At 65.7% G+C, this 17124-nt stretch carries 16 protein-coding genes; 15 read left to right on the top strand and 1 reads right to left on the bottom strand.

Annotated features, from left to right (window positions below):
* The 4 genes from ACIQ51_RS12470 to ACIQ51_RS12455 all read left to right on the top strand — a co-directional run.
* Positions 1–683: hemolysin family protein (locus tag ACIQ51_RS12470; protein WP_396205379.1), on the top strand; the 683-nt coding region annotated here is incomplete at its 5' end.
* Positions 680–1633: a CBS domain-containing protein gene (locus tag ACIQ51_RS12465; protein ID WP_396205378.1), complete on the top strand. Its 954-nt coding sequence runs from the start codon at positions 680–682 to the stop codon at positions 1631–1633. The genes ACIQ51_RS12470 and ACIQ51_RS12465, both read left to right, overlap by 4 nt.
* The gene (gene meaB / locus ACIQ51_RS12460; protein ID WP_396205377.1) at positions 1608–2759 is read left to right on the top strand and encodes a methylmalonyl Co-A mutase-associated GTPase MeaB; all 1152 of its coding nucleotides are present in this window, start codon (positions 1608–1610) and stop codon (positions 2757–2759) included. The genes ACIQ51_RS12465 and meaB overlap by 26 nt, the downstream gene beginning before the upstream one ends.
* Positions 2756–4450 (top strand): methylmalonyl-CoA mutase, encoded by a 1695-nt coding sequence (locus tag ACIQ51_RS12455; protein WP_396205376.1) that lies wholly within the window; start codon positions 2756–2758, stop codon positions 4448–4450. Before meaB ends, ACIQ51_RS12455 begins: the two co-directional genes overlap by 4 nt.
* A 61-nt stretch (positions 4451–4511) precedes the next feature.
* Here the strand turns inward: ACIQ51_RS12455 and ACIQ51_RS12450 are convergent, their stop codons facing one another.
* Entirely contained in the window at positions 4512–4952 is a 441-nt protein-coding gene (locus tag ACIQ51_RS12450) for a BLUF domain-containing protein (protein WP_396205375.1), read from the bottom strand.
* 110 nt (positions 4953–5062) lie between these two features.
* On the opposite strand from ACIQ51_RS12450, the gene ACIQ51_RS12445 reads away from it, so the two are divergent.
* From ACIQ51_RS12445 to ACIQ51_RS12395, 11 genes are all read left to right on the top strand, one after another.
* Complete coding sequence (locus tag ACIQ51_RS12445) at positions 5063–5818, top strand: class I SAM-dependent methyltransferase (protein ID WP_396205374.1); 756 nt, start codon at positions 5063–5065, stop codon at positions 5816–5818.
* 75 nt (positions 5819–5893) lie between these two features.
* Positions 5894–6307, top strand: a complete 414-nt coding sequence (locus ACIQ51_RS12440) for a cobalamin B12-binding domain-containing protein (protein WP_396205373.1) — start codon at positions 5894–5896, stop codon at positions 6305–6307.
* Entirely contained in the window at positions 6304–7920 is a 1617-nt protein-coding gene (locus ACIQ51_RS12435) for an acyl-CoA carboxylase subunit beta (RefSeq protein WP_396205372.1), read from the top strand. The genes ACIQ51_RS12440 and ACIQ51_RS12435 overlap by 4 nt, the downstream gene beginning before the upstream one ends.
* A complete protein-coding gene (locus ACIQ51_RS12430; RefSeq protein WP_396205380.1) occupies positions 7920–9296 on the top strand; it encodes an acyclic terpene utilization AtuA family protein in 1377 nt (458 codons plus the stop codon). The genes ACIQ51_RS12435 and ACIQ51_RS12430 overlap by 1 nt, the downstream gene beginning before the upstream one ends.
* 3 nt (positions 9297–9299) lie before the next feature.
* Positions 9300–9653: a hypothetical protein gene (locus ACIQ51_RS12425; protein ID WP_396205371.1), complete on the top strand. Its 354-nt coding sequence runs from the start codon at positions 9300–9302 to the stop codon at positions 9651–9653.
* On the top strand, positions 9650–9793 hold the full coding sequence (locus ACIQ51_RS12420) for a hypothetical protein (protein ID WP_396205370.1): 144 nt from the start codon (positions 9650–9652) through the stop codon (positions 9791–9793). The genes ACIQ51_RS12425 and ACIQ51_RS12420 overlap by 4 nt, the downstream gene beginning before the upstream one ends.
* Before the next feature lie 99 nt (positions 9794–9892).
* Positions 9893–12406 carry a DUF3656 domain-containing protein gene (locus tag ACIQ51_RS12415; RefSeq protein WP_396205369.1) on the top strand — a complete coding sequence of 838 codons (2514 nt, stop codon included), beginning with the start codon at positions 9893–9895 and terminating at the stop codon, positions 12404–12406.
* A gap of 45 nt (positions 12407–12451) precedes the next feature.
* Positions 12452–12598 carry a hypothetical protein gene (locus tag ACIQ51_RS12410; protein WP_396205368.1) on the top strand — a complete coding sequence of 49 codons (147 nt, stop codon included), beginning with the start codon at positions 12452–12454 and terminating at the stop codon, positions 12596–12598.
* An 87-nt stretch (positions 12599–12685) separates the two neighbouring features.
* A complete protein-coding gene (locus ACIQ51_RS12405) occupies positions 12686–14491 on the top strand; it encodes an ATP-dependent DNA helicase RecQ (protein WP_396205367.1) in 1806 nt (601 codons plus the stop codon).
* 25 nt (positions 14492–14516) lie between these two features.
* Positions 14517–15734 carry an acyl-CoA dehydrogenase family protein gene (locus ACIQ51_RS12400; RefSeq protein ID WP_396205366.1) on the top strand — a complete coding sequence of 406 codons (1218 nt, stop codon included), beginning with the start codon at positions 14517–14519 and terminating at the stop codon, positions 15732–15734.
* 517 nt (positions 15735–16251) lie between these two features.
* A partial coding sequence (locus ACIQ51_RS12395; protein WP_396205365.1) for a ribonuclease E/G occupies positions 16252–17124 on the top strand: 873 nt, incomplete at its 3' end.

Below are 17124 nucleotides of genomic sequence, written 5' to 3'. Positions count from 1 at the left end.
TGGCGGAGGTCATGGTGCCGCGCGTGGACATGCTGGGTGTCGAGCGCGAGACACCGTGGTCGGAAATGGTCGATCGTGTGCGCAGCATCCAGCACTCACGCGTGCCAGTGTACGACGAATCGATCGATGAAATCGTTGGCATTCTCTACGTGAAGGATCTCCTTCCGGCTGTGCTCGATGACGAGGAGCCAGAGGGGGGATGGACCTCGCTGATGCGATCGCCGGTTTTCATTCCGGCATCCAAGCGCATTGCGGATCTTCTCAAGGAGTTTCGCCAGACGCGCCGGCATATCGCCATCGTGGCGGACGAGTACGGCGGTACTGCCGGCCTCGTCACAATTGAAGATGTGCTGGAGGAATTGGTCGGCGAGATCCGTGACGAGTACGACGATGAAGAACGGCTCGTGGAAAGTGAAGACGATGCGCGGTACTGGGTTTCTGGCCGTCTCACGCTCGACGATCTGTCCGCTGCGCTCGGCTTCGATTTCAGCCGCGACGATGTGTCGACGGTTGGCGGACTGATTTTTGAACTGCTCGGCCGCGTGCCTCGCGCCGGCGAGTCGTTGACCGTGGGGCCGTTTCGCGTCATCGTGGAGCGCGTGATCCGCCGGAAGATTGAGCGGGTGTTCCTCGAACGTATTCGTGGAGAAACACTCGCGATGCCCGGCGAGGGTGAGCGATGACCGGTTTCGCGATGTTTGTCGCCGTCGTGACCGTGGCCTTTCTGACAATGGCTGCCACGTCGGTGCGTGCGGTTAGCCGGCTATGGCTCCGCCACTGGATCGAGCATCGGGCCGGTGGCGTGGGCGCCATGACTCGCTACCTCGAACGGCCCATGCGTCTGGTGCACGCCGCGGGGACTGCCAGCATGCTCGTGGTGTTTGCGACCGGGGCCCTGATCGCCATGGCAGACGGCCTGCGCGCCTGGGCGTTCGTCTTCGACGTCACCATGCTTCTTGTGCTGCTGCTTGTGTTCGGGCAGTTGCTCCCGCGTGCGATCGCGCGACGCGTGGCGCCAACGCTGATTCCGATCGTGGTGCCGATGCTGCGCGTCGTGGACCTCATCCTCGCGCCGTTTCATGGGATCGCTCATTCCGTACGCCGCGTCGTGTCGCCGCCGGCCGAAGCGGACAGCGACGATGAGTTGCGCGACGGACTGGAAGAGCTGTTGCGAGACGGCACATTCCGCGACATCGGAGCCACCGAAGAGATGGCCATTATCTCCGGCGTGGTCCAGTTCGGAGACAAGTCCGTGCGGGATGTCATGACACCACACGCTGACATATTCTCGCTGCGTGAGGGGTTGCCCCCCGCTGAGCTGGCCCGGCAGGTGGCCACTGCCGGTTACAGTCGAATACCCGTGTATCGGGACTTGCCGGAACAGATTGTCGGGATGGTTCATGTGTTTGACGTCTTTCGTCGACCAGCCGAGTCGTGGCCGGCGATTCGACCGGTGAGCGTGACGAGCGCGGACAAGCGCGCCAAGGAGCTGCTGTTCGAGTTGCTCCGTTCGCGGCGGCAGCTGGCCATCGTCCGGGATGCAGACGCGATCGTGGGACTCGTCACGCTCGAAGACCTTCTGGAAGAACTGGTAGGGGACATCAGAGATGAGCATGACGACAGTACCGACTGACGTCGCGTTGGCGCGCCTGCTCGAACAGTTTCGGGCGGGCAAGCCAGCAGCGTTGGCGCGCGCCGTCAGCATCGTTGAAAACCACCGGGCCGGGTTCGAACAGCTACTCGCCGCCCAGCATGCCGTACTCGGCCGTGCCCGGCGCATCGGCATTACGGGCCCGCCAGGGGCGGGCAAAAGCACACTCACCACGCGTCTGGCGAAGTACTACCGCGCACTTGGCCTTCGGGTTGGGATCGTGGCCGTGGATCCTACGTCGCCGTTCACGGGCGGTGCGTTGCTGGGTGACCGAATCCGGATGGAAGAGATTGCCTTGGATCCAGGCGTCTTCATTCGCTCGATGGCTACCCGTGGGTCACTTGGCGGACTGGCCACGGCCACTCGTGAAGTGTGCGACATCCTCGACGGGTTTGGCATGGACGTGATCATCATCGAGACTGTTGGGGTTGGGCAGAGCGAGCTTGATGTGGCGCGTGCGGCCGACTCCACGCTCGTCGTGTTGGTGCCCGAGTCCGGCGATTCCATCCAGACGCTGAAGGCAGGGGTGATGGAAATCGCGGATGTTTACACCGTCAACAAGGCGGACCGTCCAGGGGCGGACCGGCTGCGCAACGACATCGAATTGATGCTCGGGCTGCGTGCCGGTGCCGCCCTCCAGAACGTCCCGGCGCACCACGGCGTAGATCTGAGGGCGGCCCCTGACCGGGATGCGCTGCGTGATGCCATGAACCCGGCCCGTGCCGCCCGTGCGGCGGCTCGAGCTGAGACGCCGGAACAGTGGACGCCTCCGGTGCTCCGTTCGGTCGCCGCGCAAGACGAGGGCATCCCGGAGATCGTGGAATCGCTCGACCGTCATTTCCGTTATCTTGAACGCTCAGGCGAGCTGCGCGCTCGGCGTCGCGCCCGCCTGAAGGAACGCGTCATGGAAGTCGTGGAACAGCAGGTGCGGCAGCGGCTGTGGCGGGATGCGGCCACACTTGCATGGCTCGAGGATCAGCTCGATGGATTGGAACGCGGGACGCTGGTGCCGTTCGCCGTGGCGGACGCACTCAGAGCTCGCAGTACCGCTTTGCTCACCGGCGCTTCGTTTGCGCCGTTGCCGTCTACCTCAGGGATCAGCGCATGACCTCGATACGTGACCTCGAAGACGTTGTCCGTCAGCAACAGGAAGAGCTGGAGTCGCTGCGGCACGAAGTGGCGCGCTGGCGGGACGGGTACGACAGCGGCCGCAAGCGCGATATCGCCTTTACCAATTCGGCCGCAGAAGTCCCTGCGCTCTTTACGGCGCTCGATCTCGAGGATTCGTCAGGGACGGCCTTCGAAACGCCGGGCAGTTGGCCCTTCACCCGCGGCATTCACCCCACGGGCTATCGCGGGAAACTCTGGACCATGCGACAGTTCGCCGGGTTCGGCACGGCGAAGGAGACGAACCAGCGGTACAAGTTCCTGCTGTCGCAGGGGCAGACCGGGCTGTCGGTGGCGTTCGATTTCCCCACGCTCATGGGCTATGACTCCGACCATCCGCGTTCGGAAGGGGAGGTCGGTAAGTGCGGCGTGGCCATCTCGTCGCTCGCGGACATGGAGGCGCTCTTCGAGGGAATCCCCCTCGACAAGGTCTCCACGAGCATGACGATCAATGGACCGGCGATCATCCTCCTGTGTTTCTACATCGCCGCCGCGGAAAAGCAGGGCGTCAGCGCAGAGAAGCTGCAGGGGACGGTGCAGAATGACATCCTCAAGGAGTACATGGCGCAGCACGCGTGGTGCTTCCCCATCGAACCGGCGCTGCGCTTGATCGTGGACGGCTTCGAGTGGTGTGCCACGCATGCGCCCAATTGGAACACGATCTCCATCTCCGGCTATCACATCCGCGAAGCCGGTGCCACGGCCGCGCAGGAGTTGGCGTTCACGCTCGCCGACGGCTTTACGTATGTGGAGCGGGGCATCGCGCGCGGTCTCGATGTCGATGAGTTCGCCCCCCGCCTGTCATTCTTCTGGGACATCCACAACGACTTCTTCGAAGAGATCGCCAAGCTGCGCGCTGCCCGCCGCATCTGGGCGCGCCATCTCAAGCAACGGTACGGCGCGAAGAATCCGCGGTCGTGGATGATGCGCTTCCACTCGCAGACCGCCGGCGTCACGCTGACGGCGCAGCAACCGATGAACAATGTCGTGCGCGTTGCGTACCAGGCTCTCGCTGCGGTGCTCGGCGGCACCCAGTCGCTGCACACCAACTCGATGGACGAGACGCTGTCGCTGCCCACCGAACCGGCCGTGCAGGTAGCGCTTCGCACGCAGCAGATTCTCGCCTATGAGACCGGGGTGCCCAACGTGATGGATCCGCTGGGTGGTTCCTACTACGTGGAAGCGCTGACCGATCAAATGGAGCGGGAAGCCGAAGCCCTCTTCGCGCAGATCGATGGGGTCGGCGGCGTGGTGAAGGGACTCGAAGAGGGATGGTTCCAGAAGCGGATTGCCGAAAGCGCGGCACGTCAGCAATGGGAGATCGAGCAGCGTCGCAAGCTGGTGGTTGGCGTGAACGAGTTTGTCACGGAGGAACCGGAACTCAACATCCCAACGCTCAAGATCGGCGCAGAAGCTGAACAGGCCCAGCGGGAGAAGATGGCAGCGCTCAGGGCGTCACGCGACGGCGATCTGTGCGCGCGGAATCTCGAAGCGTTGCGCACGGCGGCTCGAGGCACGGAAAACGTGGTCCCACGCATCCTGGACTGTGCGCGCTCGTACTGCACGCTCTACGAAATTCGCGCGGCTCTCGAGGAGGTATTCGGGTCGTATCGCGAGCCTGTGTTCTTCTGAGGCACGCGTGCCCACAGAAAGCGCCACCGACCACGAGGTCGGTGGCGCTTTCCTATTGCGGTCAGTCCCCAGCCAGATCGCGCTCGAGGTCCGCCAGATGGCGGAGGAAGGTCCCCGCCTGCGCCGCGCTCATGGTGAGCGGACTAAACGTGCTCGACCCAGTGTCCGCCTCGAGCATGGCCCGCCGTCGGGCGCTATCGCCGTCTTCCCAGTTCACCACCTTCATCGACCATTCGGGGAAGCCCCGCGCGGAGATCTCCTCGACCGAAATCAGCTGGCACTGGGCATGCCGGGCATCGGCCGCGATGCGATGATAGAGGCTGGTGACCGCGGCGCGCTCCCCTTCGAGCGCCTGCAGGAACTGACCCGATCCATAGCAGAGCATCCCAGTAATCTGCCGCTCGGGATTGCGCTGTTGCGCATGGGACATGATGTCGACCAGCGCGCCGTAGGGCATGCCGACGGCGGCAGCACTGGCGTAGAGCAGGCGGATGGCAGGCACGGGTTCCGGCGGGGCGGAGGGGGCCGCCCGGGAGGCCGCCCCTCATGGAAAGGAGCGGTGCCGGGCACATGCGGCTTGTGCGGCTTCGTCCCTGTATCTAGCGTCTCCGCATGACGACGAACAGCCCTTGGTGGGCCACCCAGTTCGACCAACAGTACCTCCACGAGTACGAGCCCCTCTTCGACCTCGTCCAGGATCGGAAGGAGGTGGCGCGCCTGATCGATGTGCTGGAGCTCCCCGCCGGTGCCCGGGTGCTCGACTGTCCCTGCGGGCAGGGACGCCACGCCCATCTCTTGGCTGAGGCCGGCTTCGATGTGGACGGACTCGATTATTCGAGCGACCTCCTCGCGGTGGCCAAAAAGCGCGGCACCGGCAAGACGCTCCGCTACACGCAGGGGGACATGCGCAGGCTGCCTGCCAAGTGGAGTGGGCGGTTCGACGCGGTGGTCAACCTGTTCACCTCGTTCGGCTTTTTTGACGACCCGAACGACGATCTTCGCGTGCTGGCCCAGTTCGCCCGGGTGCTCAAGCCTGGTGGGGTGCTTGTCTGGCACGGAGGCGCGCGCGACGGGGTGATGGCGAAGTTTCTTTCCCGTGACTGGTGGAGCAGTGGGGACGGCACGATGTTCGGCCAGGAGCGCCACTTCGATCCGCTCTCCGGGTTTCTCGACATCACGTCCACGTGGCGTGGTCCGAAGGGCCACGGCGAACGCGCGCATCGTATCCGGCTGTATTCGGCATCGGAGTTGGCGCAGCGAATGCGCGACGTCGGACTCATCGTGGAACAGGCATTCGATTCGTGGAGCCCGCGGCCACTCGGCCGCACCTCCAGCGAAATGATGCTGGTGGCCCGTAAGGACGGCTGAGTAAGTTTCTCCCCGGCGCCGTGTGCGGACCCACGGAGCGGCGCCTTGGTAGCACCCTCCCCGATTTCCCAACAGATGACCCGACCCATTCGCGTGCTGGTGGCCAAGCCGGGCCTCGACGGCCACGATCGCGGTGCCAAGGTGGTGGCAGCGGCCCTGCGTGACGCCGGCATGGAAGTGATCTACACCGGCCTGCACCAGACGCCCGAGATGATCGCCACCGCTGCCGTGCAGGAAGACGTCGACGTCGTGGGTTTGTCGATCCTCTCCGGGGCGCACATGACGCTCTTCCCGCGCGTCCGCGACCTGCTCATTGCGGCAGGGCGTGACGACATCCTTCTCACCGGCGGTGGCATCATCCCGAAGGAGGACATGGATCAGTTGCAGGCGGAGGGCGTGGCGCGCCTCTTTGGTCCGGGCACCAGCACGCAGGACCTCGTGGACTACATCCGCGAATGGTTTGCGGCACAACAGCAGCAGGACGCGTGAGCGGGCGCCTGCGCCAGCTCGCCGCCGACGTCCGCGCGCTGGAAGCCCGCCTCCGCCTCGGGGGTGGTCCGGACAAGATCGAGAAGCAACATGCGCAGGGTAAGCTCACCGCGCGCGAACGTGTTGCGCGTCTGGCTGACCCGGGCACGCCGTTCCTCGAAGTGGGCTTGCTCGTGGCGCACGATCGCTACGACGGACAGGCGCCAGGCGCCGGAGTGGTGACCGGCGTGGCGATGGTCGAGGGGCGCGAGATCGTCGTGGTAGCCAACGATGCCACCGTGAAGGCTGGCTCGTGGTGGCCGGAGACGATCACGAAGATCCTGCGTGCGCAAGAGATCGCGATGCGCTGCCGCATCCCGATCGTCTACCTCGTCGATTCGGCCGGGGTAAATCTCCCCTACCAAGGCGGCGTGTTCCCGGGGCAGTACGGCGCGGCACGCATCTTCTACTACAACTCGATCATGCGCCGCTATCTGCGCATCCCGCAGTTCGCGGCGGTGATGGGGCAATGTGTGGCCGGCGGGGCGTATTTGCCCGCGCTGAGCGACGTGATCTTGATGGTGAAGGGCACGTCCTTCATGGGCCTCGGTGGCCCCAACCTCGTGAAGGGCGCCACCGGACAAACGGTCGACGGCGAAACTCTCGGCGGTGCAACCACGCACACGGAAGTATCCGGCGTGGCGCATTACGCGCTCGACGACGACGCCGCGTGCCTCGACAAGATCCGTGAGCTCGTCGCGCGACTCCCGCGCCCGGCGGCTCAACAGGAAGCCGCGTGGCGCCCCCCGGCAGATCCCCCCTCCGCATTGTACGATCTGCTCCCAGGCGATCACCGGCTGTCGTACGACATGCACGCGCTCCTGCGTGCCGTGCTCGATGAGGGCAAGCTCGACGAGTTTCAGCCCAATCGTGCGCGCGAGATGATCTGCGGTGATGCGAAGATCGCCGGCATTCCCGTGGGCGTTATCGCCAACGCGCGCGGCCTCATCAAGGGTCGGGCGGGAGAACGCCCTCGGTTCGGTGGCATCATCTATGCCGAGAGTGCGGAGAAGGTCGCGTACTTCATCGAGCGTTGCGACAAGCAGGGTATACCGCTGCTCTTTGTGCAGGACGTGTCGGGATTCATGGTCGGGCCTGACGCCGAGCACGAGGGCATCATCCGCGCCGGAGCGCACTTCGTTGAGGCGATGGCGTGTGCGCGTGTGGCGAAGATCGTGCTCACGGTCAATCATGCAAGCGGCGCGGGCTATTATGCGATGGCGGGGCAGGGATTCGATCCTGACTTCATCTTCTCTTGGCCCACTGGTCGGATGGCGGTGATGGAAGGAGAGGCGGCCATTCAGGCCGTCCACGGCCCCGCGCTCGACGCGGCGAAGAAGGCTGGAACGGAGCCCTCGCGCGAGGTACTCGATTCCGTTGCCGCGATGCGCGCGGACTACGACACGCAACTCGACGCCCGCTATGCCGCCGCGCGCGGCTTTGTCGATACCATCGTGTACCCCGAAGACACGCGAGACCTGCTCGCCATGGCATTTCGGGCGGCCAACCAGAATCGCGGACCGCATCTCGGCGCCTTCGTGCTGCCGCCGATGCCGCCCGTTGGAGGCGAATGATGTCGGGGTCGTCGAAGGACAAAGTGGTGCGCGTCGCCAGCGGTCAGGGCTTCTGGGGGGACTGGCTGGAGGCGCCGCGCCGTCAGGTGGAAGGCGGGCCGGTCGACTATCTCATGCTCGACTATCTCGCCGAAGTCACGATGTCCATTCTGCAGAAGCAGAAGGAACGTGATCCCCGCATGGGGTACGCGCGCGATTTCATCGGCGCGATGGAGAGCGTGTTCCCTGCCGTGGCCGAACGCGGCGTGAAGGTGATCGCCAACGCCGGTGGTGTGAATCCCACCGCCTGTGCCGACGCCGTCCTCGAGGCAGCCACCAGGCACGGGGTGCGTGGCAAGATCCGTATCGGTGTTGTCACCGGTGACGATATCCTCTCGCGGCTCGATGACCTGTTGGCTGCCGGTCACGAGTTGAAGAACATGGACACCGGTGAGCCCCTGGCCACCGTACGGGATCGCGTGCTGTCCGCCAATGCCTATATCGGCTCAACGCCGATCGTGGAGGCGCTGCAGCAGGGGGCGAACGTGGTGGTGACCGGCCGTAGCACGGACACCTCGCTCACGATGGCTCCACTCCGTCATGAATTCGGATGGGCTGCAGACGACTGGAACGCGCTTGCGGCCGGTATTGTGGCCGGGCACATCCTCGAGTGCGGCGCGCAGTGCAGCGGCGGCAACTGTTTGCACGAGTGGCGCAGTATCCCTGACCTGGCCAACATCGGGTATCCGATCGCCGAGGCGCGAGCTGATGGGAGCTTCGTCATCACCAAGCACCCCGGCACCGGCGGTCGCGTGAGTGTACCGAGCGTGACCGAGCAGCTCGTCTATGAGATGGGCGACCCGCATGCGTACATCACGCCGGACGTGGTGGCCGACTTCACCAGCATCCGTGTCGCCGGCGATGGCGAGAATCGGGTGCGGGTGCATGGCATCACCGGCACGCACCCCACACCGTTTCTCAAGGTGTCGATCGCCTATCGCTCCGGGTTCAAGGCGGTCGGATCCCTCGTGTACTCGTGGCCGGATGCGATGGAGAAGGCGCAGCTCGCCGACCGGGTGCTGCGTGAGCGTCTCGATCGGCTCGGGCTGCGCTTCGACCAAGTGCTCAGCGAGTTCGTGGGGGCCACGGCAACGCACGGCTCACTGGCCGGCGACGGTCGAGACGCTCCTGAGGTGCAGTATCGGATCGGGGTCCGGGGGGGCGATCGTGCGGCCGTCGAACGCTTCACGCGGGAGATCGCACCGCTCGTGCTCAACGGGCCGCCGAGTGTCACAGGGTTCGCCGGCGGTCGCCCGAAGGTCGAGGAAATCGTGGCCTACTGGCCCGCGCTGCTGGACAAGCGCGCCGTGTCCACCGCCGTCACCATCGTGGAGTAACGCATGCAGGTACGTTTGCTCGACATTGCGCACGCGCGCAGCGGTGACAAGGGCGACACGGCCAACGTGGGCGTGATTGCGCTCCGTCCCGAGTGGTACCCACTGCTCGAGCGGTATGTGACGCGGGACGCGGTCGCCGCCCACTTCACCGGGCAGCTCACCGGGGGCGTGGTGCGTTTTGAGTTGCCCAACTTGGGCGCGCTCAATTTCCTCTTGCATGGCGCGTTGGATGGCGGCGGCACGCTGTCGCTCAAGACCGACGCGCAGGGCAAGGTCTACTCGACGGCACTGCTGCGCATGGTGATCGACGTGTCCGAGGCGGACGCCCGTGCCGCGGGACTCGCGGGAACGTCGTGATCCCGCGGGCGAGGATCGCGCTGATCGCGCTGGGAGTGATCGCCTTCACGATCGCCCAGCAAACCGGCCGGGAGTGGCTGCGCGTCGTCGGCATTGGGCTGGTTGCCGTGGCGCTGCTGCTGCGGTTCGTGCGCCGGTAGGTTGCCGGAAGGTTGCCGGAAGGCTGCCGGAAGGCTGCCGGAAGGCTGCCGGAAGGCTGCCCGTGGTCCGCCCGTTCCGGGGGCTGTTAGCTTTCGGGGATGTCCCGCACCGCGAACGTCCCTGAATTACTGGCCCCGGCCGGCACCCTCGATGCCGTCAGAGCAGCCGTCGCTAACGGCGCCAATGCCGTGTATCTGGGGGCGTCGATGTACAACGCCCGCGATGAGGGCGCGCAGCTCAGCCTCGACGAGTTGGGGCAGGCCTGCGCCATCGCGCACGCCCGCGGCGTTCGGGTGTACCTCACGTTCAACGTGTTGATCAAGCCGCACGAGCTGCCCGAGGCCCTGACGTACCTCGGCGAGTGCATCGATCGCGGCATCGACGCGGCCATTGTGCAGGACCTTGGCGTGGTGCGGCTTATCCAGCAGGTCTATCCGCAGCTGGAAGTGCACGGGTCCACGCAGATGACGGTGCATGATGTGGCCGGCGCACGCGTGATGCAGCACCTCGGCGTGGAACGGGTGGTGCTCGCGCGCGAGAATACGCTCGAAGACATCCGGATGATCCGTGAGGAAGTGCCGGATCTCAGCCTCGAGACCTTTGTGCACGGGGCCCTGTGCATTTCGTATTCGGGCCAGTGCTTCATGTCGGGGATGATCAGCGAGCGTTCGGCGAATCGTGGCTCCTGCGCGCAGTCGTGCCGCAAGGATTACACACTCAACGACGACGTGACCGGAGCGACGCTCGACACCGGCTACCTGATCTCCACCAAGGATCTGGCGGCGTACGACCACCTCGAGGAGCTGGCGCGGCTCGGAATCGGCTGCCTCAAGGTGGAGGGGCGTAAGAAGAAGCCAGAGTATGTGGCGACCGTGACGCGCGCCTATCGTGGCTGGCTGGATGCGATCGGGCGTGGGGAAACGGGACGGGCACCGTCGCCCGACGAGGTGGAGCCGCTCGTGCAGATCTTCAGCCGCGGCAACACCGGCGGGATGTACGGTGGCCGCCAGGGGCGCGACTACATCACGCGCACGCAGCCCGACAATCGTGGCCTGCCGATCGGCCTGGTGGTGGGTGCTGAGGGAAACGCACTAGTGGTCGAGGTCTCACGTCCACTCTCGGTGGGTGACGGTCTTGGCTTCGAGGCCCCAGACGCGGCGGTGGGCGCCTCACTCGGTGGGACGGTGCAGGATGTGCGCACCGTTGCGACCCGCGCCGGGGTCCACCGTCAGGTCGTCACGGTGAAGAGCGGGCCGCGCGTGACGCGGGTGCCGGAGGGATGGCAGGTGGTACGCACCAGCGACGCCACCTTGCTCGCCACGGCGCAGCGCTCCTTCGCCAACGTGCCCGTGCCGGATCGGGTGGGGCTGACGCGGCTCGACGTACGCTGCTTCGGCCATGCGGGGGGGCCCCTCAAGAGCGTCTGGACCTGCGGCGGCATCGAGATCACGGTGCGGGGTGAGACACCGCTCGCACCGGCGAGCAAGCGGGCGCTCGACATGACCCAGCTGCGTGAGCAGTTTGGTCGTCTGGGCGGTACCCCGTTCAAGCTCGGGGCCATCGACATCAGTGGGCTCGCGCCCGGACTGTTCATCCCCGTGAGTGAGCTCAACCGCGTCCGCCAGGAAGCGACCGAGCAGCTGGAGGAGCAGCTCGGGTGGGCCCGAATGAGCGACACCGCTGTTCGTGCTGCACACATCGCGGAGACCCTGTCGCAGATTCCCGCGGCGGCACGAACGCCCGGGGAACTTGCCGGCTTCGCACTGCGGGCGATCGTGTACGACATCGCGAGCGCACGCGACGCCGCAGCGGGCGGTGCCACCGACATCGTGCTCGATCCGTTTCTTCGCCATCCCACGCCGCCGCTGGCGCGCGTCACGGCACTGCGGGATGAGCTCACGGCGCAGGGCGTGACGCTGCGGCTGCGTACACCCACGATCGTACGTCCGGAGGAACGACGCCGTCTCGAGAAGTGGTTGGCGCTCGGCCTCCCGCTACTCACCGGCCATCTTGGCTTGGCCGCCGAGTTTGGCGGCGCCGGCCACGACGTGATCGCCGACTACGCCACCAATGTCTTCAATCAGCACACCGCGGCACTGCTTTTTGAACTGGGTGTGCCGCGCGTCGTCGCATCGATCGAATTGACGACCGACGAGCTCGGACAGCTGGTAGGCCCGTGGGAAGGGCGCGGTTTCGACGTGCTCATCTATGGGCGCACGGAAGGGATGACGATCGAACACTGCGTGCTGAGCGCCGCCTTCGATCGAGAGCCGACGACGTGTCGTGACCTCTGTGTGCAGAAGCACACCAACGTGTCACTCACCGATCCGGCTGGCTACACCTTTGCCGTCGCGACCGACAGCGCGTGCCGCAATCGATTGTTGCACTCGCGCCCGATCGATGGATCGGAGTACATGCCGGCACTCTGGGCGCAGGGCATCCGTGGCTTTCAGGTCGTCTTCAACGTGCCCGGCGACCCTGTTCAGGAACTCGTGCGGGCGTATCGCGAGATACTCGACCGTTTGTCCCGTGGCGAGTCACTGGACGCATTCGGCTCGCGGCAGCTTTTGGACGGCAAGTTCACGCGCGGACATTTCTCGAGGGCGGTGTAGATGAGGGGGCTTACCCGGCGGCTGGCGCCGATGTTGCCGTTGTTGATGTCGATCTGGTGCGCCTACGACGCCGTGAGCGCGGGGCAGGGCGGCCGCACCGGCAAGGCGGTCTGGGAAGGAGTGAAGGCGCTACTCTTCCTCGGGGTGGCATACCTCATCCACGATACCGGCAAGCGCTTCCCGGAAGCCTGAGGCGCACCCGTGCGGTGCGCGTTCGATTGAGCGAAGGGGCGTTGTTCGGGTGATGGGGGGGTGGATGGTGCGGGTTACCATGCCCCCATGTCCACGGTAACAGGTCCGGCACCGGCGCACGGTGGCTACGGCACCCTCGACGAAGCGCGGACTGTGCTCTTGTCGCGGTTCGGATATCCGAACTTCCGCCCGCCACAGGTGGGCGCCATCGAGGCCGTCCTTTCGGGGCGCGATGCGCTCGTGGTCCTCCCCACGGGTGGCGGCAAGTCTCTCTGCTATCAGGTGCCAGCGCTGATGCGCCGGGGACTCACGGTCGTGGTGAGTCCACTCATTGCGTTGATGAAGGATCAAGTCGAAGCCTTGGAGCGGCGCGGCGTACCGGCGGCGTTCATCAACAGCACACTGACTGCCGCGCACGTCTCTGACCGAATCCGCCGCGTGCGTGCCGGCTCGCTGAAGTTGCTCTACCTCAGTCCGGAGCGGCTGGAGGCGCGGCGCCTCCTCGACGACCTCTCGGCGATCGGTGTGGCATTGCTTGCCGTTGACGAGGCGCACTGCATCAGCGCCTGGGGGCACGATTTCCGCCCGAGCTACCGGCGGATCGGGTACATGCGCGAGCGTCTCGGACGGCCGCAAACGGTAGCCCTGACGGCGACGGCCACGCCGAATGTGCGTCGGGATATCGTGCGACAACTCGCGCTCCGTGAAGCGAATGTCGTGGTGTCGGGTTTTGACCGGACGAACCTCACGTATCACGTGCAATCGATTGTTGGGCAGGCCCGCAAGGAGCAAGCGGCCATCACGTGGCTTCGCACCGCCACGGGACCAGCGATCCTGTACGCCTCAACGCGCATGAACGTGGAACGCCTCACGGTGGCGCTCGTGCGCGGTGGGATCCGCGCCACGGCCTATCACGCAGGGCTCGCGGGCACGGTGCGGCAGCACGCACAGGACGCCTTCATGGACGAGCGTGCCCGGGTGATCGTAGCAACGAGCGCGTTCGGGATGGGCATCGACAAACCGGACGTTCGGCTGGTGTTGCATCATGCCATGCCTGGTTCCCTGGAGGCGTACTATCAGGAGGCGGGCCGTGCCGGGCGCGACGGGAAGCGCAGCACCGTCGTACTGCTGCACGATCCGCTCGATCGGTCCACGCATGACTTCTTCATCGATTTGGCTCATCCGCCGCGTCCCGTAATCGAACGGGCGTGGCAGATCATGCGCGACGGGGCGGATCGCGAAGGATTCGTGGCGCTCTCGCCGGCGGTGTTGGCAAGCCGGCTTGGACCACGCTGTGACGAACAGCGCGCAGCCGCTGCGCTGCGTTCGCTCGTAGCGAGCGGCGCGTGTGCTATCGTATCGCCATCACCGGGGCGCATCAGCATCCGCTTGACGGCCTCGCCCGAACGTGTGCAGCGCGAGCTCGTCGGTGGGCTCCACTTCGAACGCGAGGTGCTCCGGGCCTTGTGGCGTGCGGCGGGGAGGCAACTCGAGCGCGGCGCGTTGGTGGACCTTGACGGGCTGCCGCCAGGCCTCGGTGGCGCCGTGGGACTCGTCCCCGTTCTCGAACGGTTGGAAGCGCGCCAGATCGTCACGTGGTCTCGTACCGGTGGGGGGTACCGGCTCCATACGAAATTTCGCGACGCTGGCTGGCCGGCAATCGATTGGCCGGAACGTGAGAGGCGACGGCGCGCCGACATTGCGCGCCTCGATGCGATGGAGGCGTACACTCAAACGCGCTATTGCCGAAGAGCGTTCTTCCTGCGCTATTTCGGGGAGGTCGGAACGCGAGCGGCATGCGGTGACTGCGATTGCTGCCTCGGTCCGGCCGCCGATGCATTGCTGCGGTCCGGAGGGCTACGAACGCGCCCTCGGTCCTCTCCACGATTCTGACACTCCCCCAGCCCGACCGTTCCAGATGGACGACAGTCTGTATTTCAACGAGCAGCATCTCGCCGTGCGGGACATGGTGAGCGCGTTCGCCCGCGAACATGTCGCCCCCGTCGCGGCAGCGCATGACGACGCCTCCACGTTTCCTTGGGAGAACGTGAAGAAGATGGGAGAGCTCGGGCTCCTCGGCGTGCCGTGGGCTGAGGAGGTCGGGGGGGCGGGCTTCGATACGATCAGTTTCATGATTGCGATCGAGGAGCTCGCGAAGGTGTGCGCGTCGCACTCCATCACCATCAGCGCGCATACCACGCTGGGTACGTCACCTATCGTGAACTTCGGAACGCCGGCGCAGATCGAGCGCTACGTACCACTGCTTGCTAGCGGCAAGGTGCTGGGGGGCTTCGGACTGACGGAGGAAGCCGCCGGGAGCGATGCGGGCGGCACGCGCACGACGGCTGTGAAGAAGGATGGGTATTACCTCCTCAACGGCAGCAAGCGCTTCATCACGCATGCAGGGGTGGGCGAGGTCTTCGTGGTGACCGCGGTGACCGATCCCTCCAAGGGCACCAAGGGGATCTCGAGCTTCATCCTCACCAAGGAATCGGTGGACCTCGAGACCTGCCGCGCCTTGGGTGTGGGTCACGACGCCTCGTTGACGCCCATGGCGGGCTTCCGAGCCGGCAAGAAGGAGGACAAGCTCGGATGGCGGGCCTCCGACACGCGCGAGCTCCTCTTCGATAACGTTGAAGTGCCCGCTGAGAACCTGCTCGGTACCGAAGGGCTCGGCTTCGTGAACTTCATGAAGACGCTCGACGCCGGACGCATCGGCATCGCTGCGCTTTCGATCGGGATCGCTGAGGGGGCGCTTCAGGAATCGCTCAAGTATGCCAGCGTGCGCAAGCAATTCGGGTCCGCGATCGCAAGCTTCCAAGGCATTCAGTTCCAGTTGAGCGATATGGCCACCGAAATCGAAGCAGGCCGGCACCTCATGTACCACGCGGCGTGGCTGGCGCAGAACGGCAAGCCGTTTGGCAAGGAGGCCGCCATGGCGAAACTGTTCTGCTCCGAGGTGGCGATGCGCGCCACGATCAAGGCGATTCAGGTTCATGGTGGCTACGGGTACACCAAGGACTATCCGGTGGAGCGGTTCATGCGCGATGCCAAGATTTGCGAGATCGGCGAAGGGACGAGCGAGATTCAGCGTCTCGTCATCGCCCGTCACCTCCTCAAGGGCCTGAACGCCTAGCCCCCGAACGCGCCCAGCCCGTTCCGTGTGGACAACCGGGGCCGGGGGGCCTCCCCCCGGACGGCTTGGGTTGTGACTCCCGGCCTCCCGGGGTACCTTTCCGTCGTACTTTCCAGCCGTCGCAGTTGGCGCCGGCGGCCCGTGCGACTCACGGGCCGTTTGCGTTTGTGGAATGGGCCGGCCGGGGCCAGCGTGCCGCTGACCGACCCATCCACACGTCCCACCGTCTGACGCGCCCTGGCGTGTCGATCGCGGGGACCCGCGTGTTCCTCGAGGCCTGCGCCTCCCGCTGCTGCCAGCGCGGGACGGTCCGCGGCCCGGGGCGCGTGGTGCCCGATCCGATCTCGTCAGCCGGCCGGGGGCGCCATGTGGCGTTCGATCGTGCGCTGCCGCCGTGAGCCCACCGTATGGGCCGCGGACCACGGGCGCGCTCGGTTTCCGTGCAGGTCCACCGCGTGTGTCGTCGCTGCAGGGCGGCCGGAGTCGCCTCCGTCCCGTTGTCGACGATGGGTTGCTAATGAAGCGAGAGCTCCTGGTGAACGCGACGCCGCGCGAGACGCGCGTCGCCATCATCGAGGACGGTCAACTGGTCGAGCTGCTCGTCGACAGGCCAGACGCGCGCCGCATGGTCGGCGACGTGTACCTTGGCAAGGTCGAAGCAGTGTTGCCCGGCATTCAGGCCGCCTTCGTAAACATCGGTACCGAGAAATCGGCGTTCCTCCATGCGGCCGATGTGGTCGTCGAGGATGCGCAGGTTTCTGACGACGACGACGATGAGGAGGCCGACGAGGCCGACGAGCAGTCGGGCGGGGCGGGTGGGCGTCGCGGTCGCCGCGAGGTGCGCCCCATTCAGGACCTCCTCAAGCGAGGTCAGGACATCCTGGTCCAGATCACCAAGGAGCCCATTTCCACAAAGGGCCCGCGCGTCACCGCACAGGTGTCGCTGGCCGGACGCTTCCTGGTGTACATGCCGTTCGCGTCCAAGGTCGGGGTGAGTCGCAAGATCGACGAGCGTGCGGAGCGACAGCGGCTGCGCGCCATGGTCGGGGAAATGCTACCCGACGATGCGGGCGGCGTGATCGTGCGCACGGTGTCGGAAGACGCCACCAGAGAAACGTTCGAGCGGGAACTCAACACGCTCATCAACAACTGGAAGCGCATCAAGCGGAAAACGCAGTTCCTGCGCGCGCCCGCGCTCGTACATCGCGAAACGAACGTGACGCGCGGGCTCGTGCGCGACCTCTTCAGCGCCAAGGTCGAGCGCGTGTCGGTCGACTCGAAGCAGGTGTTCAACGAGATCACCGAGTACCTGCAGGGGATTGCTCCCGATCTCGTGGAGCGGGTGAAGCTGTACGAAGACACCGTCCCGCTCTTCGACAAGGAAGAGATC

It is taken from the genome of Gemmatimonas sp. (genome assembly GCF_044344655.1).
Lineage (GTDB): Bacteria > Gemmatimonadota > Gemmatimonadetes > Gemmatimonadales > Gemmatimonadaceae > Gemmatimonas.
This window is presented reverse-complemented; position numbering and strand designations above follow the sequence as displayed.

What these genes read in the sequence shown, in the direction of transcription:
- ACIQ51_RS12465 (WP_396205378.1), top strand. Translation starts at nt 680, where the DNA reads ATGACCGGTTTCGCGATGTTTGTCGCCGTCGTGACCGTGGCCTTTCTG.
- meaB (WP_396205377.1), top strand. Translation starts at nt 1,608, where the DNA reads ATGAGCATGACGACAGTACCGACTGACGTCGCGTTGGCGCGCCTGCTC.
- ACIQ51_RS12455 (WP_396205376.1), top strand. Translation starts at nt 2,756, where the DNA reads ATGACCTCGATACGTGACCTCGAAGACGTTGTCCGTCAGCAACAGGAA.
- ACIQ51_RS12445 (WP_396205374.1), top strand. Translation starts at nt 5,063, where the DNA reads ATGACGACGAACAGCCCTTGGTGGGCCACCCAGTTCGACCAACAGTAC.
- ACIQ51_RS12440 (WP_396205373.1), top strand. Translation starts at nt 5,894, where the DNA reads ATGACCCGACCCATTCGCGTGCTGGTGGCCAAGCCGGGCCTCGACGGC.
- ACIQ51_RS12430 (WP_396205380.1), top strand. Translation starts at nt 7,920, where the DNA reads ATGTCGGGGTCGTCGAAGGACAAAGTGGTGCGCGTCGCCAGCGGTCAG.
- ACIQ51_RS12425 (WP_396205371.1), top strand. Translation starts at nt 9,300, where the DNA reads ATGCAGGTACGTTTGCTCGACATTGCGCACGCGCGCAGCGGTGACAAG.
- ACIQ51_RS12415 (WP_396205369.1), top strand. Translation starts at nt 9,893, where the DNA reads ATGTCCCGCACCGCGAACGTCCCTGAATTACTGGCCCCGGCCGGCACC.
- ACIQ51_RS12410 (WP_396205368.1), top strand. Translation starts at nt 12,452, where the DNA reads ATGTCGATCTGGTGCGCCTACGACGCCGTGAGCGCGGGGCAGGGCGGC.
- ACIQ51_RS12405 (WP_396205367.1), top strand. Translation starts at nt 12,686, where the DNA reads ATGTCCACGGTAACAGGTCCGGCACCGGCGCACGGTGGCTACGGCACC.
- ACIQ51_RS12400 (WP_396205366.1), top strand. Translation starts at nt 14,517, where the DNA reads ATGGACGACAGTCTGTATTTCAACGAGCAGCATCTCGCCGTGCGGGAC.